The sequence below is a fragment of the Leisingera sp. SA32 genome, assembly GCF_056033425.1.
The window spans coordinates 471,015-497,313 of sequence record NZ_JBVYHB010000001.1; the positions used below are offsets into that span (position 1 = coordinate 471,015).

23 protein-coding genes are annotated in these 26,299 nt (G+C 66.3%); 14 read left to right on the top strand and 9 right to left on the bottom strand.

Annotated elements, in window-relative coordinates:
• Positions 1 to 467: 467 nt before the first annotated feature.
• Positions 468 to 3,272: a DNA polymerase I gene (polA, locus tag AC0IPL_RS02265; protein WP_474271804.1), complete on the bottom strand. Its 2,805-nt coding sequence runs from the start codon at positions 3,270 to 3,272 to the stop codon at positions 468 to 470.
• 163 nt (positions 3,273 to 3,435) lie between these two features.
• Here polA and AC0IPL_RS02270 point away from each other — a divergent pair, with 163 nt between their 5' ends.
• Positions 3,436 to 4,143: an SDR family oxidoreductase gene (locus AC0IPL_RS02270; RefSeq protein WP_474271806.1), complete on the top strand. Its 708-nt coding sequence runs from the start codon at positions 3,436 to 3,438 to the stop codon at positions 4,141 to 4,143.
• Positions 4,144 to 4,173: 30 nt separating this feature from the next.
• On the opposite strand, the gene AC0IPL_RS02275 is transcribed toward AC0IPL_RS02270, so the two are convergent.
• Both AC0IPL_RS02275 and AC0IPL_RS02280 read right to left on the bottom strand, forming a co-directional pair.
• Positions 4,174 to 4,659, bottom strand: coding sequence for a flavodoxin family protein (locus AC0IPL_RS02275; protein WP_474271971.1), 486 nt, complete (start codon positions 4,657 to 4,659; stop codon positions 4,174 to 4,176).
• A gap of 43 nt (positions 4,660 to 4,702) precedes the next feature.
• On the bottom strand, positions 4,703 to 4,897 hold the full coding sequence (locus tag AC0IPL_RS02280) for a zinc-finger domain-containing protein (RefSeq protein ID WP_474271807.1): 195 nt from the start codon (positions 4,895 to 4,897) through the stop codon (positions 4,703 to 4,705).
• A gap of 160 nt (positions 4,898 to 5,057) precedes the next feature.
• Here AC0IPL_RS02280 and AC0IPL_RS02285 point away from each other — a divergent pair, with 160 nt between their 5' ends.
• Positions 5,058 to 5,369 (top strand): hypothetical protein, encoded by a 312-nt coding sequence (locus AC0IPL_RS02285; RefSeq protein ID WP_474271808.1) that lies wholly within the window; start codon positions 5,058 to 5,060, stop codon positions 5,367 to 5,369.
• Positions 5,350 to 6,279 (top strand): ABC transporter ATP-binding protein, encoded by a 930-nt coding sequence (locus AC0IPL_RS02290; protein ID WP_474271810.1) that lies wholly within the window; start codon positions 5,350 to 5,352, stop codon positions 6,277 to 6,279. The genes AC0IPL_RS02285 and AC0IPL_RS02290 overlap by 20 nt, the downstream gene beginning before the upstream one ends.
• Before the next feature lie 69 nt (positions 6,280 to 6,348).
• Here the strand turns inward: AC0IPL_RS02290 and AC0IPL_RS02295 are convergent, their stop codons facing one another.
• Entirely contained in the window at positions 6,349 to 6,891 is a 543-nt protein-coding gene (locus tag AC0IPL_RS02295; protein ID WP_474271811.1) for a winged helix-turn-helix transcriptional regulator, read from the bottom strand.
• 39 nt (positions 6,892 to 6,930) lie between these two features.
• On the opposite strand from AC0IPL_RS02295, the gene AC0IPL_RS02300 reads away from it, so the two are divergent.
• The 7 genes from AC0IPL_RS02300 (at position 6,931) to AC0IPL_RS02330 (ending at position 17,038) form a co-directional block, all read left to right on the top strand.
• Positions 6,931 to 7,311, top strand: coding sequence for a VOC family protein (locus AC0IPL_RS02300; protein WP_474271813.1), 381 nt, complete (start codon positions 6,931 to 6,933; stop codon positions 7,309 to 7,311).
• Between the two features lie 390 nt (positions 7,312 to 7,701).
• The gene (locus AC0IPL_RS02305) at positions 7,702 to 10,629 is read left to right on the top strand and encodes an error-prone DNA polymerase (protein ID WP_474271973.1); all 2,928 of its coding nucleotides are present in this window, start codon (positions 7,702 to 7,704) and stop codon (positions 10,627 to 10,629) included.
• 148 nt (positions 10,630 to 10,777) lie between these two features.
• Positions 10,778 to 12,295 (top strand): 2,3-bisphosphoglycerate-independent phosphoglycerate mutase, encoded by a 1,518-nt coding sequence (gene gpmI / locus AC0IPL_RS02310; protein ID WP_474271816.1) that lies wholly within the window; start codon positions 10,778 to 10,780, stop codon positions 12,293 to 12,295.
• On the top strand, positions 12,292 to 13,425 hold the full coding sequence (locus AC0IPL_RS02315; protein ID WP_474271818.1) for a murein hydrolase activator EnvC family protein: 1,134 nt from the start codon (positions 12,292 to 12,294) through the stop codon (positions 13,423 to 13,425). Before gpmI ends, AC0IPL_RS02315 begins: the two co-directional genes overlap by 4 nt.
• 7 nt (positions 13,426 to 13,432) lie before the next feature.
• Positions 13,433 to 14,764 (top strand): S41 family peptidase, encoded by a 1,332-nt coding sequence (locus tag AC0IPL_RS02320; protein ID WP_474271820.1) that lies wholly within the window; start codon positions 13,433 to 13,435, stop codon positions 14,762 to 14,764.
• A 469-nt stretch (positions 14,765 to 15,233) separates the two neighbouring features.
• Positions 15,234 to 16,298 carry a bifunctional transcriptional activator/DNA repair enzyme AdaA gene (locus AC0IPL_RS02325; RefSeq protein ID WP_474271974.1) on the top strand — a complete coding sequence of 355 codons (1,065 nt, stop codon included), beginning with the start codon at positions 15,234 to 15,236 and terminating at the stop codon, positions 16,296 to 16,298.
• On the top strand, positions 16,295 to 17,038 hold the full coding sequence (locus tag AC0IPL_RS02330) for an isocitrate lyase/PEP mutase family protein (RefSeq protein WP_474271822.1): 744 nt from the start codon (positions 16,295 to 16,297) through the stop codon (positions 17,036 to 17,038). The genes AC0IPL_RS02325 and AC0IPL_RS02330 overlap by 4 nt, the downstream gene beginning before the upstream one ends.
• A 31-nt stretch (positions 17,039 to 17,069) precedes the next feature.
• On the opposite strand, the gene AC0IPL_RS02335 is transcribed toward AC0IPL_RS02330, so the two are convergent.
• The 3 genes from AC0IPL_RS02335 to AC0IPL_RS02345 all read right to left on the bottom strand — a co-directional run bounded on the left by AC0IPL_RS02335 (position 17,070) and on the right by AC0IPL_RS02345 (position 19,233).
• Positions 17,070 to 17,447, bottom strand: a complete 378-nt coding sequence (locus AC0IPL_RS02335) for a hypothetical protein (protein ID WP_474271824.1) — start codon at positions 17,445 to 17,447, stop codon at positions 17,070 to 17,072.
• A gap of 12 nt (positions 17,448 to 17,459) precedes the next feature.
• Positions 17,460 to 18,221 carry a DUF6478 family protein gene (locus AC0IPL_RS02340; protein ID WP_474271826.1) on the bottom strand — a complete coding sequence of 254 codons (762 nt, stop codon included), beginning with the start codon at positions 18,219 to 18,221 and terminating at the stop codon, positions 17,460 to 17,462.
• Between the two features lie 82 nt (positions 18,222 to 18,303).
• The gene (locus AC0IPL_RS02345; protein WP_474271828.1) at positions 18,304 to 19,233 is read right to left on the bottom strand and encodes a hypothetical protein; all 930 of its coding nucleotides are present in this window, start codon (positions 19,231 to 19,233) and stop codon (positions 18,304 to 18,306) included.
• Positions 19,234 to 19,372: 139 nt separating this feature from the next.
• On the opposite strand from AC0IPL_RS02345, the gene AC0IPL_RS02350 reads away from it, so the two are divergent.
• The 3 genes from AC0IPL_RS02350 (at position 19,373) to AC0IPL_RS02360 (ending at position 22,680) form a co-directional block, all read left to right on the top strand.
• Complete coding sequence (locus AC0IPL_RS02350; RefSeq protein ID WP_474271830.1) at positions 19,373 to 20,281, top strand: lysostaphin resistance A-like protein; 909 nt, start codon at positions 19,373 to 19,375, stop codon at positions 20,279 to 20,281.
• Between the two features lie 63 nt (positions 20,282 to 20,344).
• On the top strand, positions 20,345 to 21,298 hold the full coding sequence (gene accD, locus AC0IPL_RS02355; protein WP_474271832.1) for an acetyl-CoA carboxylase, carboxyltransferase subunit beta: 954 nt from the start codon (positions 20,345 to 20,347) through the stop codon (positions 21,296 to 21,298).
• A 113-nt stretch (positions 21,299 to 21,411) separates the two neighbouring features.
• Positions 21,412 to 22,680, top strand: coding sequence for a bifunctional folylpolyglutamate synthase/dihydrofolate synthase (locus tag AC0IPL_RS02360; protein WP_474271834.1), 1,269 nt, complete (start codon positions 21,412 to 21,414; stop codon positions 22,678 to 22,680).
• A gap of 188 nt (positions 22,681 to 22,868) precedes the next feature.
• On the opposite strand, the gene AC0IPL_RS02365 is transcribed toward AC0IPL_RS02360, so the two are convergent.
• Entirely contained in the window at positions 22,869 to 23,774 is a 906-nt protein-coding gene (locus AC0IPL_RS02365; RefSeq protein WP_474271836.1) for a bestrophin family protein, read from the bottom strand.
• Positions 23,771 to 24,844, bottom strand: a complete 1,074-nt coding sequence (gene zapE, locus AC0IPL_RS02370; RefSeq protein ID WP_474271838.1) for a cell division protein ZapE — start codon at positions 24,842 to 24,844, stop codon at positions 23,771 to 23,773. The genes AC0IPL_RS02365 and zapE overlap by 4 nt, the downstream gene beginning before the upstream one ends.
• Positions 24,845 to 25,021: 177 nt before the next feature.
• Between zapE and AC0IPL_RS02375 the strand changes: the two genes are divergently transcribed.
• On the top strand, positions 25,022 to 26,281 hold the full coding sequence (locus AC0IPL_RS02375) for an MFS transporter (RefSeq protein WP_474271840.1): 1,260 nt from the start codon (positions 25,022 to 25,024) through the stop codon (positions 26,279 to 26,281).
• Positions 26,282 to 26,299 lie beyond the last annotated feature (18 nt).

Sequence of the window (26,299 nt, forward strand, 5' to 3'; positions counted from 1 at the left end):
TATAATTGGTTGAATGGCCGGCTCCTCTGGTCGGGGCCGCGGACTGGGCTCAGGCTTTCCAGCCGACCTGCCTGATGTCAAGGCGCTCCGGCCAGGTTGTGTGCAAATCGCGCTTTGGTTGTGGTCCGGTTGCCGCTCGGCTGTGTGAGCACTGGAGGCGCTCTCGTGGCTCCGTGGTGACCGGTGGTGCCTGGGGCAGCGCCGACCACCGAAGGGTTTCGTCGAGACGCCGAGACGCCGCAAAGGGCGCGTCTGCCCATTGGACCGTGCCACTTGACCTGGCGACGGGCCGCGTCCCGGGCCGACCGCGTTGTGCGCGCAGGGCTGGCGGCTCCCTTGACCCGATAGAGCCGCGCTGGCGGCTCCCTCCCCGCCGCGCCAGCGGCGCCCGGCCCAACGGGCTGAGATCGTCAGATCAAAGCCGGGCGGGAGCGCCCCCCCCCGCCGCGGAGCAGGGCAGGGCCGCATCAGTGCGCCTCGGCCCAGTTCTGGCCTTGGCCCGCTTCCACCACCAGTTTCACGTCCAGATGCACCGCCGGGTCGGCGGCGTTTTCCATCACGTTTCGGGCGGTCTCTATGGTTTCTTCCACGGCCGACTCCGGCACCTCGAACAGCAGTTCATCGTGGACCTGCAACAGCATCCGAGCGGGCAGGTGGGCGATGGCGTCAGGCATCCGCACCATGGCGCGGCGGATCACGTCGGCCGCAGTGCCCTGGATCGGGGCGTTGATCGCCGCGCGTTTGGCAAACCCCGCCTTCGGCCCCTTGGCGTTGATTTCCGCGGTGTGGATCTTGCGGCCAAACAGGGTCTGCACGAACCCGTGTTCCTTGGCGAAGTCCACCGTCTGATCCATGTAGCGGCGGATACCGGGGAAGCGCTCGAAATAGCGATCGATGAAGCCCTGCGCGTCCTTGCGCGGGATCCGCAGGTTGCGCGCCAGACCAAAGCCCGAGATGCCATAGATCACACCAAAGTTGATCGCCTTGGCCTGGCGGCGGATCTCCGGCGTCATCTCCTCCAGCGGCACGTTGAACATCTCCGACGCGGTCATCGCGTGAATGTCCTGCCCCTCCGCAAAGGCCTGTTTCAGCGCGTCGATCTCCGCCATATGGGCCAGAATGCGCAGCTCGATCTGGCTGTAGTCCAGCGCCAAGAGCACATTGCCCTCCTCCGCCACAAAGGCCTCACGGATGCGGCGGCCCTCTTCGCTGCGGATCGGGATGTTTTGCAGGTTCGGATCGGTCGAGGCCATCCGCCCGGTGCTGGCGCCGGTCTGCGCATAAGACGTATGCACGCGGCCTGTGTCCGGGTTGATATGGTCCTGCAACGCGTCCGTATAGGTCGATTTCAGCTTGCTCAGCTGCCGCCAGTCCAGCACCCGCGCGGGCAGATCATGCTCGGTTGCCAGGTCCTCCAGAATATCCGCACCTGTGGAAAACTTGCCGTTCTTGCCGCGCTTGCCGCCGGGCAGGGACATCTTGTCGAACAGGATCTCGCCCAGCTGCGCAGGGGAGCCGACGTTGAAGCTCTCGCCTGCCAGTTCGTGGATTTCGGCCTCCAGCCCGGCCATCTTCTGGGCAAAGGCGTTTGACATGCGGCTCAGCGTGTCGCGGTCCACCTTGATGCCGTTGCGCTCCATATCCGCGAGCACCGGCACCAGCGGGCGCTCCAGTGTTTCATAGACCGTGGTGACGCGTTCCTGATGCAGCTGCGGCTTGAACTGCTGCCACAGACGCAGGGTGATGTCGGCGTCCTCCGCCGCATAAGGCACCGCGTCGTCAATCGCGACCTTGTCAAAGGTGATCGCGGATTTTCCGGTGCCCAGCAGCGGTTTGATCGGGATCGGCGTGTGGTCTAGATACCGTTCCGACAGCGTGTCCATGCCATGGCCGTGCAGGCCTGCGTGCAGCGCATAGGACATCAGCATGGTGTCGTCGATCGGCGCCACATCCACCCCATAGCGGTGCAGGATCTTGGCGTCGTATTTCATGTTCTGGCCGATCTTGAGGATCGCGGGATCTTCCAGCACCGGCTTCAGCCGCGCCACCGCCTCTTCCAGCGGCATCTGCCCCTCGGCCAGGCCCTCGCCGCCAAACAGGTCATCGCCGCCAGCCTTGTGCGCCAGCGGGATATAGCAGGCCTCGCCCGGCTCAACACACAGCGAGATGCCGACCAGGTCCACCACCATCTCGTCCAGCCCCGTGGTCTCGGTATCCACGGCCACCCAGCCGCGCTGGCGGATGCGGTCGATCCAGACCTGCAAGGCGGCGGCGTCGCGGACGCATTCGTATGTCTCACGCTCAAACGGCACCGCTTCGGGGGCTGTGACCTCTGCCGCGGCGGCGGCGGGGGCCTCGGGGATGGCGGGAGCGTCCATGCCCAGCTGATCGGCCAGCCGCTTGGTCAGGGTGCGGAACTCCATCTCCGACAGGAAGTTCAGCAGGGTTTCTGGATCCGGTTCCAGCACCTCCAGATCGTCGAGGGTAAAATCCAGCTCCATGTTGCAGTCCAGCTGCACCAGCTCTTTCGACAGTTCGATCTGCGCGCGCTTTTCGATCAGGGTCTGGCGGCGCTTGGGTTGCTTGATTTCCTCAGCCCGGTCCAGCAGGCTTTCGAGATCGCCAAATTCATTGATCAGCAGCGCCGCCGTCTTGATGCCGATGCCCGGCGCGCCTGGCACGTTGTCGACACTGTCGCCCGCCAGCGCCTGCACGTCCACCACCCGGTCCGGGCCGACGCCGAATTTCTCATGCACGCCATCGGCATCAATGCGCTTGTTCTTCATCGCGTCCAGCATCTCGACGCCGTCGCCCACCAGCTGCATCAGATCCTTGTCGGAAGAGATGATGGTGACCCGTCCCCCCGCCTCGCGTGCCTGGCAGGCGAGGGTGGCGATGATGTCATCGGCCTCGAACCCCTCGACCTCCTTGCAGGCGATGTTGAAGGCGCGGGTGGCCTCGCGGGTCAGCGGGAACTGCGGCACCAGGTCTTCGGGTGCGGGCGGGCGGTTGGCCTTGTACTGGTCGTACATCTCGTTGCGGAACGACTTGCCCGAATGGTCAAAGATCACCGCCACATGGGTCGGCGCATCCGGGCCCTTGTTGTCCTCGACCTGCTTGAACAGCATGTTGCAGAACCCGGCCACGGCGCCGATCGGCAACCCGTCGGACTTGCGCGTCAGCGGCGGCAGCGCGTGATAGGCGCGGAAGATGAAGGCCGAGCCGTCGATCAGATGCAGATGGCAGCCCTTGCCGAATTTGGTCCCGCTCATGGCCTGTTGCGCCCCCGTTGTTGGATCCGTTCGTGGTCTGTTTCCGGTTATCGGTGATCCGGCAGGGAAGGGCAATTGGAGTTTGGCGGCGTCGCATGTTCCAGCGCGTGATCCCTTGTGCTAGTCCTGCGGCCTGTCTTCACATCACAGCGGGATCGCGCCCATGCAGCTCAACGGAAAAACGGTCATTGTCACTGGTGGCAGCGATGGCATCGGCAGGCACATCTGCCTGAAACTGGCCGCCGAAGGCTGCAACCTGGCGATTCTGGGCCGCAACGCCGAGCGGCTGGCCAAGGTGGCCGACGAGGCGCGCTGCCTGGGCGCATCGCAGGTGCGCAGCTATGGCGCCGACATGACCGACCCGGCGGCGATCGCGTCTGCGGCAAAGGCGGTGCTGGCAGACTTCGGCGGCGTCGATATCCTCATCAACAACGCGGGGATCTGGCACAAGGCCGGGCCGCTCGACAGCATCTCTGAGGACATGCTGATGGCCACCGTGCAGACCAACTTGACGGGGCTGATGCAGCTGACCCGCCACCTGCTGCCGACGCTGCGCACCCGCGACGAGGCGGCTATTCTCAACGTCGCCTCCAAGTCGGGCGTCATCGCCCAGGCGGGTCAGTCGGTCTACACGGCCACCAAATACGGCGTGCGCGGGTTTACCGATGTGCTGAAGCAGGACGAGGCCGAAACCGGCGTCCGCGTCGCGGGTCTTTATCAGAGCGGCACCAACACGGCCATGTTCGCCAAGGCGGGCGAGGAGGTGCCCAACCATATCTTCACAGAGCCGGAGGATCTGGCGGATGTGGTGGTCTTCATGCTGTCGCGGCCACCGAAACTGTGGATGCACGAGGTCCGGGTGGAGCTGTAAGACCGCCACAGGCTGGCTGGCAGTCGTCGGTCAGAACGCCCCCATCGCCAGCCCCGCCCCCAGGGCCTGCCCCAGATCGCGGCAGGCCTGAAGCTCCGCCTCTGGGATTGCCTTTTCTGCCAGGATGTCTTCCGGCGTCTGCGCATGGGTGCAGATGATCAGCGGATCCTGCACCACCTTCAGCCGCCAGCCCTTGGCGATGCGGGCGCATTGCCGGGCGGCGCTTTCGCCGTCCGATCCGGCGCAGACCATCTGCGCATAGGGCCGCCCGTTCAGCTGCCCCAGCACCGGGTAATAACAGCGGTCGAAGAAGTCCTTCATCGGACCGGACAAGGCTGCCAGGTTTTCCGGCCCGCAGAAGATATAGCCATCCGCCGCCAGCAGATCCTGCGGCGCGGTGTCCTCGGCCCGTTTCAGCACGGTGGGCAGCTCGCCGCGCGCGGCCTCGTGCGCGGCCTCCGCCATCTGGCGGCTGCCACCGGTGCGGCTGTGGTATACGATCAGCAACTGCGCCATCAGCACCCGCTTGCGCAGTGGCAGCACAGGTGCGGCGACCAGATCACTGCGCCGCCTTGGCCGCCTCTTCCTGCGCGTCGGCGCGGATGAACTTGCAGTCGCAATAGGGGCATTCAACCCATCCCTGATCCTCGGGGATCAGCAGGTAGACCCGCGGGTGCCCCAGGGCACCTTCGCCGCCGTCACAGGCGACGCGGGTTGTGGTAACGATGCGCGTTTCGGGCGGTGCGATGGTCATATCTGGCTACGTCTCACTGGCTTAGCGCGCCGCTGTGGCACGCGTTTCGGCAAACCATAGCGGCGGGGCCGCAGCCGGGCAAGAGGCCGCGGCGGCGCTTGACCGGGCGCGAACCCGCGCCGTTCCTTGCCGAAAGCCCGGTCTGGTCAGGGCGATGCGCATGCAACCCGAAGACACAGTTCCCGGGGAGACCGGCCCCGGAGACACGGACCGGCACGTACCGCGGGTCGACAACACGTTCGACATGGCCGGGTTCGACATGCTGTATCCGACCCGGCAGCTGCTGATCCGCGACCCGTTTGGGGAAACCGATGGCACCCGCCGTCGGCAGGATGAGGGTCAGTGCCGGGCCGCGCCGGTTGATTTCCCGGTTTCCGCCACCGTCGATGCAGGGTATCCCGTCTCCCGTCAGCGGCGGTGCGCCGCAGCGGTTTGTCACGGGAGCGATGGGAATGAACACGGCGGCGATTGAAGTCCGGGGTCTGCGCAAGGTCTATGCGGCTCAGAAGAACAGCCCCGCCAAGGAGGCGCTGAAGGGCATCGACCTCGACATCCCGCGCGGTTCTGTCTTTGGCCTTCTGGGGCCAAACGGGGCGGGCAAATCCACCCTTATCAACATCCTCGCAGGGCTGGTGCGCAAGACGGCCGGGCAGGTGTCGATCTGGGGCTTTGACCAGGACACCAATCCGCGCCAGAGCCGGGCTGCCATCGGGGTCATGCCGCAGGAGCTCAACCTCGACCCCTTCTTCACCCCACGCGGCGCGCTGGAGGTGCAGGCGGGGCTTTACGGTGTGCCCAAGTCCCAGCGCCACAGCGACGAGATCCTGGCGATGATCGGCCTCACGGACAAGGCCGAAGCCTATGCCCGCACCCTGTCCGGCGGCATGCGGCGGCGGCTCTTGCTGGGCAAGGCGCTGGTGCATCGTCCCTCGGTGCTGGTGCTGGATGAGCCGACGGCGGGCGTCGACATCGAGCTGCGCCAGATGCTGTGGGAAAACATCCGCAAGCTGAACGCGCAAGGCATGACCATCATCCTCACCACCCATTACCTGGAAGAGGCCGAGGAGATGTGCGACGAGATCGCCATCATCAACCAGGGCGCGGTGGTGGCGCGGGATTCCACCGCCAGCCTGCTGGGGCGGCTGGATGCCAAGGCGATGGTGGTGCAGCCCGCCGCCCCGGTGGACCAGCTGCCGCAGGGGGCGGGGATCGAGGCCACCTTGCGCGACGACGGCGCCGTGGTTCTGCGCTATCGCAGCCAGGCCACCAGCGCCGAGGACGTTCTGGCGGCCGTGCGTGCCGCAGGGATTTCGATCCGCGATGTCAAGACCGAGGAAGCCGACCTGGAGGATGTGTTCCTGTCGCTGACGAAATCAGTCTGAGGTTGTGGCCCCAACCGCGGCGCAGGGTGGCGCCCGGTCACCGGCACGCTGTCCGGCCTCGCGCTGTCATTAGGTGAAGGTAATTTTGGACGCGGTGACCTGGCTTATCAGCCCGCCTGTGTTCACGGAGCAATACAGGGGTCTCGGTGGGCGGGCGGTGTCATCAATGCCGCGGCGCACCCAGTTTCTCGCCTCCATACCCTTCAGCGATTGCGACAAGGCGCGATCGGTTATCGTTTGCAGGGTCCGCTTGAGTTCACTGAAATGACGTGGCGCGTGCAGCGCCGCCAGAACCGGCAACGTCCACGACCGGCGCAGCAGCTGCTGATCCTCCTCTCTGGTTACATCGTGGATCTTGCTGGCGATGTCGGCGGCGACCATGCCATTCGGCGTGAGCCGGAACTCCGGGCGCAGCGGATGGCCATGGCCGGGATTTCTTTCCAGCAACCCGAGGGAGATGAGATGCTCCATGCTCTGCGCAAAGGCGGTCCTGCTGGCGCCGGTCGCAGCCAGAAGCGGCGCCTGTCGCCCCGGAACACCGTCGTGCAGGGCTGACAGGATGGGCAGCGACCAGGCTTTTGAAGTGATGTTGACAAAGGCCGTAATGTACATAAAGTATAGTTACTATATTTTATAACTTAAGGAAAGCCCATGTCCCTTATTTCAGTCGATAAAACGATCACCCTCGCCCTGTCCGTCACGGATCGCCACGCAAGCGCGACGTGGTACCAGGACATGTTGGGATTTGAGCTGCTGTATCATGCTGACGATGCCGGCTGGTCAGAGCTGCGCACGAACACCCCCGGCGTCTCTCTTGGACTGGGCGAGCATACCAAGCCTGCGCCCGGCAATTGCGTGCCGGTGTTCGGTGTCGCTGATCTGGACAGCGCGCGGCAGGCGCTGGAGCAGGCCAAAGTGCGATTTGATGGCGAAACGGATGTGGTCGAAGGCATGGTCAAGACCGCAACCTTCTATGATCCGGATGGCAACGCGCTGATGCTTGCTGAAGACTTGACCGGCGCGGCCGGATAATGCGCGGAACGGTTGCCGCTGTGGGTGCCTGTGGTCCTTAAGTCGGCGGGCGTGCGCTGGGCTGTCCGATCTGCCGCACGCACACACGGTCGTTCCATCGCGGACGTTCGGGACAGGGGCCACTGCGCCATCGCGCCAGTCGGGCCGTCGTGGCGTCGTTTCCGTTCTTCGCGCCTGAGACGCGTCACGCCTGTCCGGAGACCACCGCTGCCTGCGCCTTCAGTCTGAATGTCAGACGGTGGCGGCAGGTGGCGGCGGTGCTCCCGCCCGCCCTGCGGGCATAGGATATGCCCTTTGGCCGGTTGGGCCGGGCGCCGCGCTGGCGCGCGGCGCGGCATCGCATGCTGACAGGACTCCACATGGGAACAAAACGGGAATATCATGGGCCCCATGTTTGCCGAGTTTGCCTGCCTTTCGAATTTCACCTTCCTCACCGGGGCCTCGCACCCGGAGGAATACGCCGTGCGCGCGCTGGAGCTGGGGATCAGCGCGGTGGCGATCGCGGATGAAAACTCGGTGGCGGGCATCGTGCGGGCGCATGCGGAATGCCGCGACATCGCCCGCCGGGTGGCAGAGCGGCAGGCCTGGGACGCGCACAATACGCCCATCGGCCCGCCGCGCCCCGCAGATATACCACCTCCCGCTTCCTTTCCGGTATATGAAACCGTGCGGCTGATTCCGGCGGCGCGGCTGACGTTCACCGACGCGCCGCAGGTGATTGCCCTGCCGCAGAACCGTGCAGGTTGGGGCAACCTGTGCCGACTGCTCTCCACCGGGCGGCTGAGGGCAGAGAAGGGCAGCTGCACGCTGCATCTGTCGGACCTGATGGAGTTTGCCGACGGGCTGCACCTGCTGCTGGTGCCGCAAACGGAACAGACGCCCTGCGGCGCGGACGGATGGGGGCCGCGCATGGCCGCGCTGACGCGCCGCTTTGCTGGCCGCATGCACCTCATGGTGGCACCGGCCTACGATGGCGGCGACCGGGCGCGCTTTGCACAGCTGGCGGAGATCGCCCGGCATCTGGACCTGCCGCTGCTGGCCAGCGCCGCCCCCAGGATGCACCATGGCCGCCGCCGCCGCCTTGGCGATGTGCTCAGCGCCATCCGCCTGCGCCGCACGGTGGAAACGCTTGGCGCCGCCGCCATGGCCAACGGGGAGCAGCGCCTGCGCACGGAGGCAGAGCTGCGCCGCCTGTTCCGGGATCACGAACAGGCGGTGGACAATGCCGCCCGGCTGGCAGCGCAGCTGACCTTCTCGCTGGATGAGCTACGCTATGACTACCCGGACGAGGGCCGCGGGAGCGAGACGCCGCCGCAACGGCTGCGCAGGCTGGCCGAGGAGGGGTTGCAGTGGCGCTACCCCGGCGGCGCGCCGGACCGGGTGCGCGCCCTGCTGGAGCATGAGCTCGCCCTGATCGCCAAGCTGAAATACGATCCCTATTTCCTGACCGTGCGCGACATCGTCGCCTTTGCGCGCTCCCGCGGGATCCTGTGCCAGGGGCGCGGCTCGGCGGCGAACTCGGTGGTCTGCTACTGCCTCGGCGTCACCTCTGTCAGCCCGGAACTGGGCACCATGGTGTTCGAGCGATTCGTCTCCGAGGCCCGCGACGAGCCGCCCGACATCGACGTCGACTTCGAACACGAACGGCGCGAGGAGGTGATCCAGTGGATCTATGAGCGCTACGGCCGCCACCGTGCCGGCCTCTGTGCAACCGTGATCCACTACCGCGGCAAACGCGCCATCCGCGAGGTGGGCCGCGCCATGGGGCTGACGGAGGACACGATCTCGGCCATGTCCTCGCAGCTGTGGGGCAGCTTCAGCAGCGGCAGCGTGACGGCGGAGCGGCTGCGCGAGATCGGGCTGGACCCGAACAGCCGCCGCCTGCAGCTGACCCTGCAACTGGTGGATGAGATCATCGGCTTTCCGCGCCACCTGTCCCAGCATGTCGGCGGTTTCATCATCACGGAAGGCCGGCTGGATGAGCTGGTGCCGATCGAGAACGCCACCATGGAGGGGCGGACGGTCATCTGCTGGGACAAGGACGACATCGACACGCTGGGCATTCTCAAGGTTGATGTGCTGTCGCTGGGCATGCTGACCTGCATCCGCAAGGCGTTTGACCTGCTGCGGCAGCACCACCAGCTGGACTACAGCCTGGCCACCCTGCCGCCCGAAGATCCGGCGGTCTACAACATGCTGTGCCGGGCCGACAGCATCGGCGTCTTTCAGGTCGAGAGCCGCGCGCAGATGAACTTTCTGCCCAGAATGCGCCCGCGCAATTTCTATGACCTGGTGATCGAGGTCGCCATCATCCGCCCCGGCCCGATCCAGGGCGACATGGTGCACCCCTATATCCGCCGCCGCAACAACGAGGAACCGGTGCATTTCCCCTCCGACGCGCTGGGCGATGTCTTGGGCAAGACGCTGGGCGTGCCCCTGTTTCAGGAGCAGGCCATGCAGATCGCCATTGTCGGTGCCGGTTTCACACCCGAACAGGCCGACCGGCTGCGGCGGTCGCTCGCGACCTTCAAGAAACACGGCAGCGTCAGCGAATTGCGCAGCCTGTTTTTGCGCGGCATGGCAAAGAACGGCTATGACGCCGAATTCTCCGAACGCTGTTTCAGCCAGATCGAGGGTTTTGGCTCCTACGGGTTTCCCGAAAGCCATGCGGCGAGCTTTGCGCTGCTGGTCTATGCGTCGGCCTGGATCAAGTGCCACCATCCGGGGATCTTTGCCTGTGCGCTGTTGAACGCGCAGCCGATGGGCTTTTATGCGCCCGCGCAGATCGTGCGCGATGCGCGTGAACACGGGGTCGCGGTTCGGCCGGTCTGCATCAACAATTCCTACTGGGACAACGTGATGGAACCGGACGGCGAAGGCGGGCTGGCGCTGCGGCTGGGCTTTCGGCAGATCAAGGGCTTGCGTGACGAGGACGCCGCCTGGCTGACGGCGGCGCGCGGCAACGGCTACACGGAGGTTGAGGACGTCTGGCGCAAGGCGGGGCTGGCACCACCGGTGATCGAGCGGCTGGCCGAGGCGGATGCCTTTGCCGCCCTGGGGCTGAACCGGCGCGACGCCCTGTGGGCGGCCAAGGCGATCTCGGCCCGCAAGCCGCTGCCGCTGTTTGCCCGCGAGCTGGACGGCGAGGCGATCGACGAACCGGCCGCCAACCTGCCGCAGATGGGTCTGGGCGAGGAGGTGGTGGAGGATTACGTCGCCATGCGCCTGAGCCTGCGCGCCCACCCGGTGGCGCTGATCCGGCATCTGTTGACGCCGCAGAACGCGGGCGGCGGCGCGGGGGCGCAGGCCGGGGAATGAGTATTTGGGGAAAGATGAAGCCCGGCGGCAGGGGCAATATTGCGGGCCGCGCCGGGCGATAACGCCATCTGCGGCCGCAATGGCGGTTCACCCCGGCGCGGCGAGGCGTTAGAAGATGGGCAACCTAGCCAGTCCCGGAGATGATCTGATGAGCGTACCCAAACCCGTTGTCCTGTGCATTCTTGATGGCTGGGGCAGTGGCGCGCCGGGCGCGGCAAATGCGCCGCATCTGGCGGCAACGCCGACCTTTGATGCCATCATGGCCAAGGGGCCTGTGGCGAAACTCATTACCCATGGCCCGGACGTGGGGCTGCCCAGCGGACAGATGGGCAACTCCGAGGTTGGTCACACCAACATCGGCGCGGGCCGGGTGGTGGCGATGGACCTGGGCCAGATCGACCTGGCGATCGAGGATGGATCCTTTTTTGAGAACACCGCGTTGCAGGATTTCATCGCGCAGCTGAAGGACAGTGGCGGCGCGGCGCATCTGATGGGGCTGGTCTCGGACGGCGGCGTGCATGGGCATGTCACCCATATTCTGGCGGCGGTTAAGGCGATCACCGATGCGGGCGTGCCGGTCTGGCTGCATGCCATCACCGATGGCCGCGACGTGGCGCCGAAATCCGCCTATGGCTATTTCAGCGCGCTGGAGGACGGCCTGCCTGATGGCACGCGCATCGCCACCGTCACCGGGCGCTATTACGCGATGGACCGCGACAACCGGTGGGAACGGGTCTCCGAGGCTTATGGCGCGATGGTGCAGGCCAAGGGGCGCAGCGCGGCCAGCGCGCATGGGGCGGTGGACCATGCCTATAACCAGTCGGAAACGGATGAGTTCATCGCCGCAACCGTGCTGGAGGGCTATGACGGTCTCAAGGACGGCGACGGGTTTTTCTGTCTCAACTTCCGCGCCGACCGGGCGCGGGAGATCCTGCGTGCCATCGGCGAGCCGGGCTTTGCCGAGTTCGATACCGGCACAAGGCCCAAGCTGGCAGGCCTGTTGGGCATGGTGGAATATTCCGACGGCCACAGCGCCTATATGACCACCTGTTACCCCAAGGCGCGCATCGTCAACACGTTGGGCGCCTGGGTGGCCAAGCAGGGCAAGCGCCAGTTCCGACTGGCCGAGACGGAGAAATATCCGCATGTGACGTTCTTCCTCAACGGCGGCAAGGAAGAGCCGGAGGCGGGCGAGGACCGCTATATGCCGAAATCGCCCAAGGTGGCGACCTATGATTTGCAGCCCGAAATGTCCGCGCCAGAGGTGACGGAGAAATTCGTCGAGGCAATCGGCGCGGGCTATGATCTGATCGTGACCAATTACGCCAACCCCGACATGGTCGGCCACACCGGCGATCTGGACGCGGCGATCAAGGCTTGCGAGGCGGTGGACCAGGGGCTGGCGCAGGTCGTTGAAGCGCTGGAGAAGGCGGGGGGGGCGATGATCGTCACCGCCGACCACGGCAATTGCGAGGTGATGGTGGACCCGGATACCGGCGGCGCCCACACCGCCCATACGCTCAATCCGGTACCGGTGGCGCTGGTGGGCGGGCCTGCGGACGCGCGCTTGCGCGATGGGCGGCTGGCGGATCTGGCACCGACCATCCTGGCGCTGATGGGGCTGGAGCAGCCCGAGGAGATGACCGGGAAGAGCCTGCTGTCATGATCTTTCGCGCGGGTCTTTTGCTGCTGGCCTTGCTGGCCGCGCCGCTGCGATTGGCGGCGGATCCGGCAGCGGCGGCGCGTGAGGCTGCGGCGCAGCTGGAGGCGGCTTCGGTCCAGTTGCAGGCGGCGGAGAATTCGCGCGATCGGGTAAAGGCGCTGACCTCGACCGTGCAGGCGTTTGAGGCCGGGCTGGCGGCGATGCGCGACGGCTTGCGCCGGGTGGCGCGGCGCGAGGCGCAGCTGTCGGCACAGCTGGCGGCGCGGCGCGATGAGGTCTCGGGGCTGTTGGGGATCATCCAGACGATTGAGACCTCGCCGCCGCCGGTGCTGATGGTGCACCCGTCCGGGCCGTTGGGGGCGGCACGCTCTGCCATGATGCTGGCCGAGGTGACGCCCGCGCTGCATGCCCGCGCGCAGGTGCTGAAGGCGGATCTGGAGGAGGTGCAGAGCCTGCGCCTGTTGCAGCAGAACGCGGCCCGCACGCTGGAGGAAGGCCTGAGCGGTGTGCAGGCGGCACGGGTGCAGCTGTCGACGGCGATTGCCGACCGCACCAGCCTGCCGCGCCGCTTCACCGCCGACCCGGTGCGCACCGCGATCCTGATTTCCTCGACCGAGACGCTGTCGGGTTTTGCCGATGGGCTGGCGGATATTGCCGAGGGCGAGATTGCCGCCAGCCGCGCCGACATCAGCGATCTGCGCGGCACGCTGCCGCTGCCGGTCGAGGGCTTGGTGCTGCGCGGCTATGGCCAGCGCGATGCCGCGGGCATTGCCCGGCCCGGCCTGCTGGTGGCGGCACGCCCGCGGGCGCTGGTCACCGCGCCGACGGCGGCCACAATCCGCTATCGCGGGCCACTGCTGGATCTGGGCAACGTGGTGATTCTGGAGCCGCAGCCGGACACGCTGTTTATCCTGTCGGGCCTGGCCGAGGTCTTTGGCGAGGCGGGGGAGGTGATCCCGGAGGGCACACCCGTGGGGTTGATGAGCGGAGAAAATCCCAAGCCGGATGCAATTCTGTCACTTAGCGGTGAAGGGGGTGGAACTGACCGGACAGAAACGCTCTATATAGAGGTGAGAATGGACAACAGCCCGGTGGACCCGGACACATGGTTCCGCACTGGAAAAGGTGGATGAAGGCTTGATGAGAAAATTTGCGATGGCCGCCCTTGGTGGCACGCTGGCAGGGATCGTTGCAACGACCTATGTCGCGGGCCCCTTGCTGGCGCAGGAAGGCACGCGCGAGGCAAATGTTTATGAGCAGCTGGACCTGTTTGGCGACATCTTCGAACGCATCCGTGCGCAATACGTGGAAGAGGTCGACGAGAAGGAGCTGATCGAGGCGGCGATCGGCGGCATGCTGACCTCGCTGGATCCACACTCCAGCTACCTGTCGCCGGATGATGCCGACCGTATGCGGGTGCAGACCCGCGGTGAATTCGGCGGTCTCGGCATTGAGGTCACCCAGGAGGAGGGCTTCGTCAAGGTTGTGTCGCCGATCGACGGTACCCCGGCGGAGGAAGCTGGCATGGAGGCCGGTGACTTCATAACCCATGTGGATGGCGAAAGCGTGCTGGGCCTGTCGCTGGACGAGGCCGTGAACATGATGCGCGGCCCGGTGGGGTCCGAAATCGTGATTACCGTGGTGCGCGAGGGCGAGGCGGAGCCGTTTGACGTGTCGATCATCCGCGACACCATCAAGCTGACCGCGGTGCGCGGGCGCACGGAAGGCGACACCGTGGTGATGCGGATCACCACTTTCAACGACCAGACCACCCCCAACCTCGAGGCCGGGCTGAAGGAGCAGATCGAGGAAGCCGGCGGCATGGACAACGTGAACGGCATCGTGCTGGACCTGCGCAACAACCCCGGCGGGCTGCTGACCCAGGCCATCAAGGTGGCCGATGCCTTCCTCGACTCCGGCGAGATCGTCTCGACCCGCGGCCGCGACCCCGAGGACGGCGAGCGCTTCAACGCAACGCCGGGCGATCTGGCGGACGGCAAGCCGATCGTGGTGCTGATCAACGGCGGTTCGGCCTCGGCGTCGGAGATCGTCGCGGGCGCGTTGCAGGACCATCGCCGCGCCATCGTGGTGGGCACCAAGTCCTTTGGCAAGGGGTCGGTCCAGACGGTGATGCCGCTGAAGGGCGAGGGCGCGATGCGCTTGACCACGGCGCGCTATTACACGCCATCTGGCCGGTCGATCCAGGCGCTGGGCGTCAGCCCGGACATCGTGGTGGCGCAGCCGCGCCGCAAACCGGCGAGCGAAGAGGAGGAAAACAGCCCGCTTCGCTCGCGGTCCGAAGCCGACCTGCGTGGCAGCCTCAACAATGATTCGCTGAGCGAGGATGAGGTGCGCCAGATCGAAGCGGAACGCGAAAAGGCAGAGAAGGCGGCGGAGCTGCGCGAGCAGGATTATCAGCTGGCCTATGCCATCGACATCCTGAAAGGGATGGTGGCGCTCGGCCCGCAGTAAGCCCAAAGCCCGATTGCAGCACGAAGGGGCCGTCCGGTTGGGCGGCCTTTTTCGTGTCTTCTGTTGCCGGGCTGGCACGGCGCCGGGGCGGATCATTCTGTCGGGGCGCGGTAGAGAAGGGTGGCGGCGCCGCCGGGTGGAGTTTGGGCAGCCCCCCGCAGGGGGTGCTCGGACAGGTCGGCCTGTGCGACCCCCTTTTTATCGGGGCCGGTCTCCGGGTGATGCGCGGGCGGCCTCACAGTTCGCCTGCGCCTGGTATCATGGCCGTGGGGCCATGGCTGGTGATCGATCGGCAAGCACTCTGGCACAGGCGGATGAGGATTGCGTGAAGCAGCCGTGCGCTGGCGGCGCAACACCCACCCCGGAATCACGCCGCTGGCCTCGACACCCCGTTGCAGCTGGCGGGATTTTGACAATCAACGCCCGATCTTCGGCGCACAGCCCGGCGGTGCTGCTCTATGCTTTGCCCATGATGTTTGACCTGCCTGATTCCCAGACCCTGTACCAAGCGCTGCTTGACCGGGATGACACTTACGAGGGCCGCGCCTATGTGGGTGTGACCTCGACCGGCATTTTCTGCCGACTGACCTGCCCGGCGCGCAAGCCCAAGTTTGAAAACTGCCAGTTCCACGCCACCCCCGGCGCCTGCATCGAGGCCGGGTTTCGCGCCTGCAAACGCTGCACGCCGCTGGCGGCGGCGGCCGGGGCGGATCCGATGGTGCAGGATCTGCTGGCGCGGCTGGAGGCGCGGCCCAGCTATCGCTGGGGGGAGGGCGACCTGGTGCGGCTGGGGCTGGATGTGTCCACCGTGCGGCGGGCCTTCAAGCGGCATTTTGGCATGACGTTTCTGGAGATGGCGCGCCAACGCCGCCTGCGCGAAGGGTTTACCACGCTGAAAGCGGGGGAGCCGGTGATCGCCGCGCAGATTGATGCGGGTTTCGAGAGCGCCAGCGCCTTTCGCGCGGCCTTTGCCAAGCTGGTCGGAATTGCGCCGGGCACGTTTTGCAAGGAGGCGCTGTTGCTGGCGGATTGGATCGACACGCCCTTGGGGGCGATGATCGCGATCAGCTGCCAGCACCAGCTGCACCTGCTGGAATTTGCCGACCGCAAGGCGTTGCCGCGCGAGGTGGCCCGGCTGCAAAGGGCGCAGCCCGGTGGCCTTGGCTTTGGCCGCCCGCCGCCGACGCAGCAGATCGCCGAGGAACTGCACCGCTACTTTGCCGGGGAGGGCGCGGCGTTTCAGACCCCGCTGGCGCTGCACGGCACCGCGTTCGAGCGCGAGGTCTGGCGGTATCTGCTGACCATCCCGGCGGGCGAGACACGCAGCTATTCGCAGATCGCCGCCGACATGGGCCGCGCCTCGGCCACGCGGGCGGTGGCGCGGGCCAATGGCAGCAACCAGCTGGCGCTGGTGGTGCCCTGCCACCGGGTGCTGTCGGCAGATGGCGCGCTGACGGGCTATGGCGGCGGGTTGTGGCGCAAGCAGCGACTGATCGAAATTGAAACGGATTACAGGCAGAGGATCTCCGCATGACATATGCCGACCGCGCCGCTGATTTTGCGGCGCTGCACCAGCCGGGCAATCCGGTGGTGTTATACAACATCTGGGATGCGGGCAGTGCGCGTGCCATTGCCGAGGCGGGGGCCGTGGCCCTGGCGACCGGCAGCTATCCGGTGGCCAGGGCGCAGGGCTTTGCCGATGGCGAGCAGGTGCCACTTGCGTTTGCCCTGGACAATGCCCGCCGTATCATCGCCGTCAGTGACCTGCCGGTGACCATCGATTTCGAGGGCGGCTATGCCCGCGCGCCTGAGCAGGTGACCGCCAATGTGCGGCAGCTGGTCGAAACCGGCGCGGTGGGGCTGAACTTTGAGGATCAGGTGGTCGGCACCGGTGATCTTTATCCCATCGAAGAGCAGGCCCGGCGGGTGGCGGCGGTGCGGGCGGCTGATCCCGATATGTTTGTCAACGCGCGCACGGACGTGTTCTTGCGAGAGAAGGATGCCACCAGACATGCCGGTCTGCTGACCGAGGCACTGGAGCGCGGCGCGGCCTATGCCGAGGCCGGGGCCAGCGGGTTCTTTGTGCCGGGGCTGAGTGACCCGGATCTTTTGGCGGAGGTTTGCGCGGCCTGCGCGCTGCCCGTCAACGCGATGATGCGCGGTGTCACGCTGGCGACTGCGCGGCAGGTGGGTGTGGCGCGGGCCAGCTATGGTCCGATCCCGCATGCGCGGCTGATGCAGGTGCTGGCGGAGCATTTTCACGCATTGGCCTGAACGCGGCGGACCTGGCCGACTGGGGGTGGGATCAGCCGGTTTCCAGGCAGTGACGGCGAAAGGCGCGCTTCAGCATGTCCAGCTCGGCGCGCAGCAATTCCACCTCGGCGCGCAGGTCGTCGGCCACCGTTTCGCCCGCCAACAGGGTGAAATCACCCAGGCGGGTGGACCCGGCGGTGTCAAAGATCACGAAGGTCTGGATCCCGTCGGCCACCGCCTCTGCCGGGATGGGCACCCGCAGGGTCCAGTCGCCCGCGGTCTCGCCTTCGTCCAGCCGCACCCCCTGCACCGGTCGGTCCTGAAACATCACCGTGATGTCGGGGCGCGCGCCGCTGGTGGGGGCATTGCTGATGCGTCCCTCCCAGGTGCCATTGCGAAAGCGGATCTTGGTCAGTGTCAGGTCGCTCATGCGCGGGGCTCCTCAGATCGCGGCGCGGGGGTGGCGCGAAAATGTCAGGTCGCGCAGGATGACCTGGTTCATCCCCGGCGCGTCAAAGATCAGGTCCAGCCAGGCTTTCTCCAACCGCTTTTCGTTCAGATGGGAGTAGGCCAGATCAAATTCCACCATGGTGCTGCCGTGCGCCTGTGGCAGCTGGCGCACCAGTTGTTCGGTGTTGGGACCGTGCTGGATGTTGAGCCGGGCAAAGATGTCGATCGGCTGTTCGGTTTGCAGGATGCTGTCGACGCGCAACAGATGCTGGCGGGTCAGCCCCTGGATGGCGGCGGTGGGCAGCTCCACCACCAGCGACAGAAAAGAGCCGTCGAACCGGAACACATCCATACGCAGGCCAAAGGGGGCGAGGTCCTCCTCGCGGGTGTTTCGGAGCTGGCGCAGGCTGACCTCGCAGGACGGGCAGTCGTGAAACAGCTGCACCTCGTCGCCCAGCCGCGTCTTGGAGTGGGCCGGCGACAGGCCGCGCTCGGCCAGCGGCCCGCGCCACAGCTGCGGCCGCCAGGACCAGTCGGTGCCATGCGGGCGGGGAAAGGAATTGGAGCCGATCTGCGGCAGCGCCAGTCGGCCGTCGGCGGTATGGATCAGCCGGTCCAGATGGCTGCGTAGCTGCCGGGCCTGGTTGCGCTGCAAACGCAGGTCAGACAGCGGCGCACGGGCCGCGGCCTCGGCAGCGCTGCGCCAGCGGCGCAGGCTGCGCAGGTGTAGCAGCCGGTCCAGGATCCTGCTCATGGCGTGCCCTCTTGAGAATGGTGGCTCAGGGTGGCCCCGGTCCGCGCAACCGGGACGGTCGTGGCAGTGTAACCCTTGGCGGCTATTGAAATAAACCTGCAATCCGCTGTCTAAGGCCGCGTTTTTTGCCAAGCGCCCCTGTGCCGCCCTCGGTGGCTGTGCGGATGTGCGTGGGGCGATTTTCCGTGGTGCTGCCGGGCCGGGGCTGCGGGCGCAGGGCGGTGACGGTCTGGCGCGGCTGTGCCAGCGCGGCCTCGGTCGGCTGGGGCAGGGCGGTCGACTGTGGCTGGGGGCTGGGCTGGGGCGGCTCGGCAGAGCTTTCGAGGCTGCGGTGGGTCAGCTCGTTCAGCAGCGCCGCCCCCCGGTGGCCAAGCGCCGGGCTGCCATCCGGCGCGTAGAGCGCCAAGGCGACCAGGTGGCGGTCCAGCACGAAGGCGCCGCGCCAATGCGCGGTGCTGGCGCCGGCGATCAGCGGGCCGGACGCTTGCAGTCGGACCAGCGGCAGCAGCTGATCGTCGCGGGTTTCCAACACCTGGGCGGTGGGGAACATGGCGGCGATGTCACGGGCTTGCGGCGCCGCGTCGCCCGGGGCGGCCGGACCGATGCTGGCGGTGATGACCGCTGCCCGGCGGGCGGCGAACCAGCCGTTGCCGCGCAGGCGGCTGCAATGTGCGATCAAAGCAAAGCCGCCGTCGGTCTCGTCCCGGCTGCTGGCGGGATCAAAGCAATAGCCCTGCGGCGCAGTGAGGCGCAGCGCCCCATCGGCAAAGGTCATCGCCTGTCCGCCGGGGTGAGACCGCGTGCGTTTCGGCGCCCGCGCCGGTGCGGCGGGGGCCAAGGCGGCACCGGTGGCACCGGGGGCCAACGACGCAAAGACCTGCGTGTCGGCGCCCTCGCTGCATCCGGCCAGCAGTGCCAACACCAGTAAGGCGGCGGCGCATCTTACGGTGTCTCTTGCCGGGGCAATTGCGGATTTGTTGTTGATTGTGCTGCGCAATTTCAGTCCTGCCACGCTTCCTGCCTGACATTGGCATAGGCGTTGGCCCTGTGTGCGGCAAGCATCAAGTCGGCGGCGCGGCTTGCGGCTTGCCTTGGCGTTGCAGCAATGCAAATGCTGGGCAGGGACATGCACCAACAACCGCGGAGGACATATGCAGCAGCACCGCCACCCGCGCCGCCGGGACAGTTACCGCGCGCATGAGGCACTGGTGCGCCCGGCACGGGCGCAGCCGCAGCTGTGGCGGCTGCTAGCGGGGCTGGCGCTGGTGGTGCTGGTCGGCCTGACCGCGACAACGGGTTTGCAGATGCTGCTGGCGGCGCTGGTGCCGGGAGTCTGGCTGGCAGATCTGGCACAGGGCGGCAGCCCCGGTGCGATGCTGGTGATGCTGGGCAGTTTTGCCTTTCTGGCGCTGGGCGTTGCAATGGCGGCGCGGTTGCTGCACCGGCGCGGCTTTGTCAGCGTGACCGGTGCGCTGCCGCCGCTGGTCTGGCAGTTCACCCGCGTCAGCCTGTCCCTGGCGGGGCTGAGCCTGGTTCTGCTGCTGTTGCCGCCCTATGGCATGGGGGCGCCGATGGTGCCGAACCTGCCGATCTGGAACTGGCTGGCGTTGTTGCCGCTGTCCTTGGCGGCGGTGCTGGTGCAGACCGGGTCGGAGGAAGTCCTGTTTCGCGGCTATATCCAGCAGGCGCTGGCGGCGCGGTTCCGCCATCCGGCGGTCTGGATCCTGCTGCCCTCGGGCTTGTTTGCGCTGGGCCATTACCTGCCTGCGGAGGCAGGCGACAACGCGCTGCTGATCGCGGTCTGGGCCGGGGTCTTTGGCGTGCTGATGGCAGATCTGACGGCGCGGGCGGGCACGCTGGGGCCGGCGATGGCGGTGCATTTCTTCAACAATGTGGCGGCCTTGTTGCTGTTTGCCTCGCCAACCAGCCTGAACGGGCTGGCGCTGTACCTGGTGCCCTATGATCTGGCCGACGTGCAGGCGCTGCGGCCCTGGATGGCGGTCGACTTTGCGCTGATGGCGGTCAGCTGGCTGGTGGCGCGGCTTGCCATACGCCGCTGATTGCAATTGCCGCCAAGGGGCCTTATCTGGGGGGCAAACCGCGCCCCCGGAGAGGCAAGCAACATGAACTGGATCACAAACTACGTCCGGCCCAAGATCAACTCGATCTTTTCGCGCCGTGAAGTGCCTGAAAACCTTTGGCAGAAATGCAGTGAATGCGGCACCATGCTGTTTCACCGTGAGCTGAGCGACAATCAGAATGTCTGCACCAGCTGCGGCCATCACATGCATATCACCCCGCGCGACCGTTTCACCGCGCTGTTCGACGGCGGTGTGTTCACTGAGGTCGCGGTGCCGGAGCCGCTGGCGGATCCGCTGAAGTTCAAGGATCAGAAAAAATACCCGGACCGGGTCAAGGCCGCGCAGAAGAAGACCGGCGAGAAGGATGCGATGCTGGTTGCTGCCGGTGAAATCGGCCGCACGCCGATCATCGCCGCGGCGCAGGACTTTTCCTACATGGGCGGCTCGATGGGGATGTATGTCGGCAACGCCATCATCGCCGCCGCCGAGGAAGCGGTAAAGCTGGGCCGTCCGCTGGTGCTGTTCTCTGCCGCAGGCGGTGCCCGCATGCAGGAAGGCATCCTGTCGCTGATGCAGATGCCGCGCACCACCGTTGCGGTGCAGATGCTGAAGGAAGCGGGCCTGCCCTACATCGTGGTGCTGACCCATCCGACCACTGGCGGGGTGACGGCCTCTTACGCGATGCTGGGTGACGTGCAGATTTCCGAACCCAACGCGCTGATCTGCTTTGCCGGGCCGCGGGTGATCGAACAGACCATCCGCGAAAAGCTTCCCGAGGGATTCCAGCGCGCCGAATACCTGCTGGACCATGGCATGCTGGACCGGGTGATCCCGCGCACCGAGATGCGCGACGAGCTGATCACCATCATCCGCATGTTGATGCAGCTGCCACCACAGGTGGTGGGGGATCTGCCCTCTCCGGAGGTTGAGGAGAACAGCACCGAGGCCGCGAACAAGCCGGCGGGTGCCGCTGCCAGCGAAGAAGCTGCACAATAACCGCGCGTAGATGATTGTGCCCGGCTGTCCGGCCGGGCAGCGTCCGTCCCGCCCAACCGGGCGGGACGTTTTGCATCAAGACCCTGACAACCGCCTGTAACCAGAGCCTGCCGATGACCCAGACCTCCGACGCGATCCTTGCCCGCATGATGGCGCTGCACCCCAAGATCATCGATCTGACGTTGGACCGGGTCTGGCGGCTGCTGGCAGCGCTGGACAACCCGCAGGACAAGCTGCCGCCGGTGATCCACCTTGCGGGGACCAACGGCAAGGGCTCGACCCAGGCGATGATCCGCGCCGGGCTGGAGGGCTGGGGCAAGTCGGTGCATGCCTATACCTCGCCGCACCTGGCGCGGTTTCATGAGCGCATCCGGCTGGCGGGCGAGCTGATCTCGGAGCCGCATCTGAGTGAGGTGCTGGACGAGTGCTATGCCAAGAACAACGGCGAGACCATCACCTATTTCGAGATCACCACGGTGGCGGGGCTGCTGGCGTTCTCCCGCACAGCCGCGGATTACACCCTTCTGGAGGTGGGCTTGGGCGGGCGGTTGGATGCCACCAACGTCATCACGCCAGAGGTGTCGGTGATCACCCCGATCTCAATCGACCATGAACAGTTTCTCGGCAACACGCTGGCCAAGATCGCGGGTGAGAAGGCGGGCATCATCAAGCGCGGCGTGCCGGTTGTGGTTGGCCCACAGCCCGAGGAGGCGATGGAGGTGATCGAAGCCGTGGCCGCGCGTCTCGGCGCGCCGCTGATTGCCCACGGCCAGCACTGGCATGTCACGCAGGAACGCGGTCGGCTGGTGTTTCAGGATGAAACCGGCCTGTTGGATCTGCCCATGCCCGCTCTGTTGGGGGCGCATCAGGTGCAGAACGCCGGGGCGGCGCTGGCGGTATTGCGCCATCTGGGTGCGGATGAGGCTGCTTGCGAGGCGGCGATGACAGACGCCGAATGGCCCGCCCGGATGCAGCGGCTGAAGGCCGGACCACTGGTTGCGGCCGCGCCCCAGGCGGAGCTGTGGCTCGACGGTGGTCACAATGCCGCCGCGGGCATTGCGCTGGCGGATGTGCTGGCGGATCTGCCCAAGCGCCCCACGCACCTCATCTGCGGCATGCTGAACACCAAGGACGTGAGCGGCTATATGCGGCCGTTGGCGCCGCATGTGGACACACTCACGGCCATCTCTATCCCGGATGAGATCAACACCCTGAGCGCCGAGGACACCGAGGCCGCGGCAAAGTCGGTTGGCATCGCGGCCAGCACGGCCCGGAGCACACTGGCGGCGCTGGAGGAGATCACGGCCAAGGATCCGCAGGCGCGGGTGCTGATTTGCGGCTCGTTGTATCTGGCGGGCCATATCCTGCGTGAAAACGGCTGAAGTCTGCGACGGCGGCAGCGCAGGGCTCCCGCCCGGCTTCGATCTGTCGATCTCATCCCCTTGGGCCGGGCGCCGCTGGCGCGGCGCGGCCTGCCGCCTCTTTCTGGTCGAAAATACTCCGCGGGTGAGGCCGTGGGGCCGAGGGGGCAGCGCCCCCTCTCTACGGCCAGCGCCTGATTTGGCGGCTCCTAGTCCAGGACGTGGTTCACCGGCGCCAGCCTGGGTGGCACCTGGCGGCCAAGGGCGTTGCAGACCGAAATTTCCATCACCCGGCACAGGGCGCTGAGCGGTACCGAATTGGCCTGCTGGCGGAACGGGTGCTCCAGCTCATGCGTCACCTGCGCGAGACCGAAGAACACGTAGGCGACCACTGCCGCCACCAGCGGCTCGAACCAGCCTGCGCTCTCCAGCAGCGCAAAGGGCAACAGCAGGCAGTAGAGATAGGTCGTGCGCCAGACCAGCAGGGAATAGACGAAGGGCAGCGGCGTGGTCAGCAGTCGCTCATTGCCGGCCTGGGCGGCGGGAAAGGCCGCAAGCCGTTCGGCCAGCGCGCGCTGTCCGAAACCGTCGATGCGGCCGTCCTCGGCCATCTGGTGCAGGCGAGTGGCGATGTCCCGCAGGGCGGCGTTGGGGCCGTTTTCATGGCCCATCAGCTGTTCGGTGGCCGCGGGTCCGACCCAGTGGCGCAGGGTATCGGCGACCTCGTCGCCGCGCAGCTGGGCGCGGTGCAGGTGGTGAAAGGCCAGGATGCGGGTGAGGATGAAGGCCTCGTCCGGCCCCTTGCCCGCAAAGATCCGCAGCTCCTGCGCCAGGCTGCGCACGTCGGAGACCATGCCGCCCCAGATCTTGCGGGCCTCCCACCAGCGATCATAGGCGGCGTTGTTGCGAAAGCCGAGGAACAGCGACAGCGATAGGCCAAACACCCCCATTGCAGCGATAGAGATTTCCGGCATCGCCACCACATAGCGGTCCAGCATCAGCACCACCAAGGCCCAGAGCGCAGCGCCAAGGATATTGGGCAGGATCTGCGGCACCACCGATCCGTTCAGGATCAGAAACAGCTCCCAGCGGCGGGGCGTGTCGCGGACGATCACGGCGCGCTCGCTCCCCAGTCCTTGTCCTGCATTTCGCGAAGGCGCGAGGCAGTGCGTTCGAATTCAAAGGTGCCCTCGCCCTCGACATAGAGCATTTCCGGCTCCGCCGCGGCAGAGCAGATCAGCCGCACCTGAGCCTCATACAGTGCGTCGATCAGGGTCACGAAGCGCTTGGCCTCGTTGAAGTTGTTGCGGCTGAGGCGGGGAATGTCCTCAAGCACCAGCACCTTGACCGCTTCGGCGATGGCGAGATAGTCGCCCGGCCCCAGCATCTTGCCGCACAGGTCATAGAAGCTGGCGCGCACCACGCCATTGCGGAAGGCGGGCAGGGTGACGTCCCGGCCCTTGACCTCCAGCGTCAGGGGCTGGGCCGGACCGCCGGTGAGATCCTTCCAGATGGCATCAATGCGGGCGCGCGCCTCGGCGCCTGCGGGGGCGAAATAGACCTGCGCGCCGGTCAGCCGGTTTTGCCGGTAGTCGGTCGGGCTGGCCATCTCATGCACGTCCATATGCGCCTTGATGAGGTCGATGAAGGGCAGGAACAGCTGCCGGTTCAGCCCGTTCTTGTACAGGTCGTCCGGCACCCGGTTCGAGGTGGTGACGATGGTGACACCGGCGGCAAACAGCGCCTCGAACAGGCGGCCCACGATCATCGCGTCGGTGATGTCGGTGATCTGCATCTCGTCGAACGCCAGGAGCCGCACCGACTCGGCCACCTCGGCTGCGACCGGGGCCAGCGCGTCCTCGACGCCCTGCTGGCGGGCGTTGTGCATCTTGGCGTGGATTTCCTGCATGAAGGCATGGAAATGCACCCGCCGCGACGGCACGCCGTCGAGACTGTCGACAAGCAGGTCCATCAGCATGGATTTGCCGCGCCCGACGCCGCCCCAAAGGTACAATCCCTTGACCGGCTGGTACTGCGCCTTGCGGAACAGCCCGCGTTTCACTGGCGGCGCCATCAGCCCTGCGGCGATACGGTCGAAATGGGGCAGAACGGCCTGTTGCGCCGGGTCAGGCTGCAAGTCGCCTGCGTCGATTTTCTGGCTGTAAAGCGTGGTCAGATGGGTCATGGGGCAAGCCATAGCGCGCGGCGCGGGCGATGGGAAGCGGGTGCGGACACGCTGTGCCGTTCAACTGCGGGCGGAGCCGGGGAGCGCATCAGTTTTGCTTAACCGGTCCTGCAGAAATCCTGATTTGACGCGGGCGGGGTTTTGCCTACTGTCAGCGCATTATTTAGGAGACCCGCCATGACCCGTCCGGCGCCGCTGTTTACCCCCGTTCTGATCGTCGGCTGCATCATCATCATGGTGAGCTTTGCCGTGCGCGCCTCCTTCGGCGTGTTTCAGATCCCGATCGCCGAGGAGTTCGGCTGGCTGCGCGCCGAGTTCTCATTGGCGATTGCGATTCAGAACCTGGCCTGGGGCATTGGCCAGCCGATCTTCGGCGCGCTGGCCGAGAAGATCGGCGACCGCAAGGCGATCGTACTGGGGGCGCTGGTCTATGCCGCCGGGCTGGTGCTGAGTGCCGCCTCGACCACGCCGTTTGAAATGCAGGCCTATGAGTGGCTGGTGGGCTTTGGCATTGCCGGCACCGGTTTTGGCGTGGTGTTGGCGGTGGTGGGGCGGGCGAGTTCCGACGAGAACCGCTCAATGTCGCTGGCGATAGTCACCGCAGCTGGCTCTGCCGGACAGATTTTTGGCGCGCCGACGGCGGAATGGATGCTGACCTTCCTGCCGTGGCAGATGATTTTCGTGATCTTTGCCGGCGTGGTGCTGGCGCTGATCCTGACGCTGCCGCTGATGCGTGCGCCGCAACCCATCGACCGCGCCGAGCTGGAAGAGAGCATGGGCACGATCCTGATGAAGGCTTTCAAGGATCCGTCCTACACGCTGATCTTCCTTGGTTTTTTCAGCTGTGGCTACCAGCTGGCCTTTGTCACCGCGCATTTCCCCGCCTTTGTCACCGAGATGTGCGGCCCAATCCAGCCCGGCGGGATGCTGCATTCCATGGGCATCACCTCGACCTCGGCCTTGGGCGCGGTGGCGATCTCGCTGATCGGGGCGGCCAATGTGGGCGGCACGCTGCTGGCGGGCTATCTGGGCAAGCGCTACTCCAAGAAATACCTGCTGGCGGCGATCTATACCGGGCGGACGCTGGCGGCGGCGGCGTTCATTCTGGTGCCGATCACACCGATGTCGGTGATCGTGTTTTCGATCGTCATGGGCTCCTTGTGGCTGGCGACGGTGCCGCTGACCTCGGGGCTGGTCGCGCATATCTATGGCCTGCGCTACATGGGGACGCTCTATGGTATCGTGTTCTTCAGTCACCAGTTGGGCAGTTTTCTGGGCGTCTGGCTGGGCGGGCGGATGTATGACACCTATGGCGATTACACCCTGGTCTGGTGGATCGGCGTTGGTGTCGGGGCGTTCAGTGCCATCGTGCATCTGCCGGTGCGGGAACGCCCGCTGTCGGCGGCACCACCAGCGCCAGTGGCCGCGGCGGGCTGAGCGGGCGGCGGCAGGACC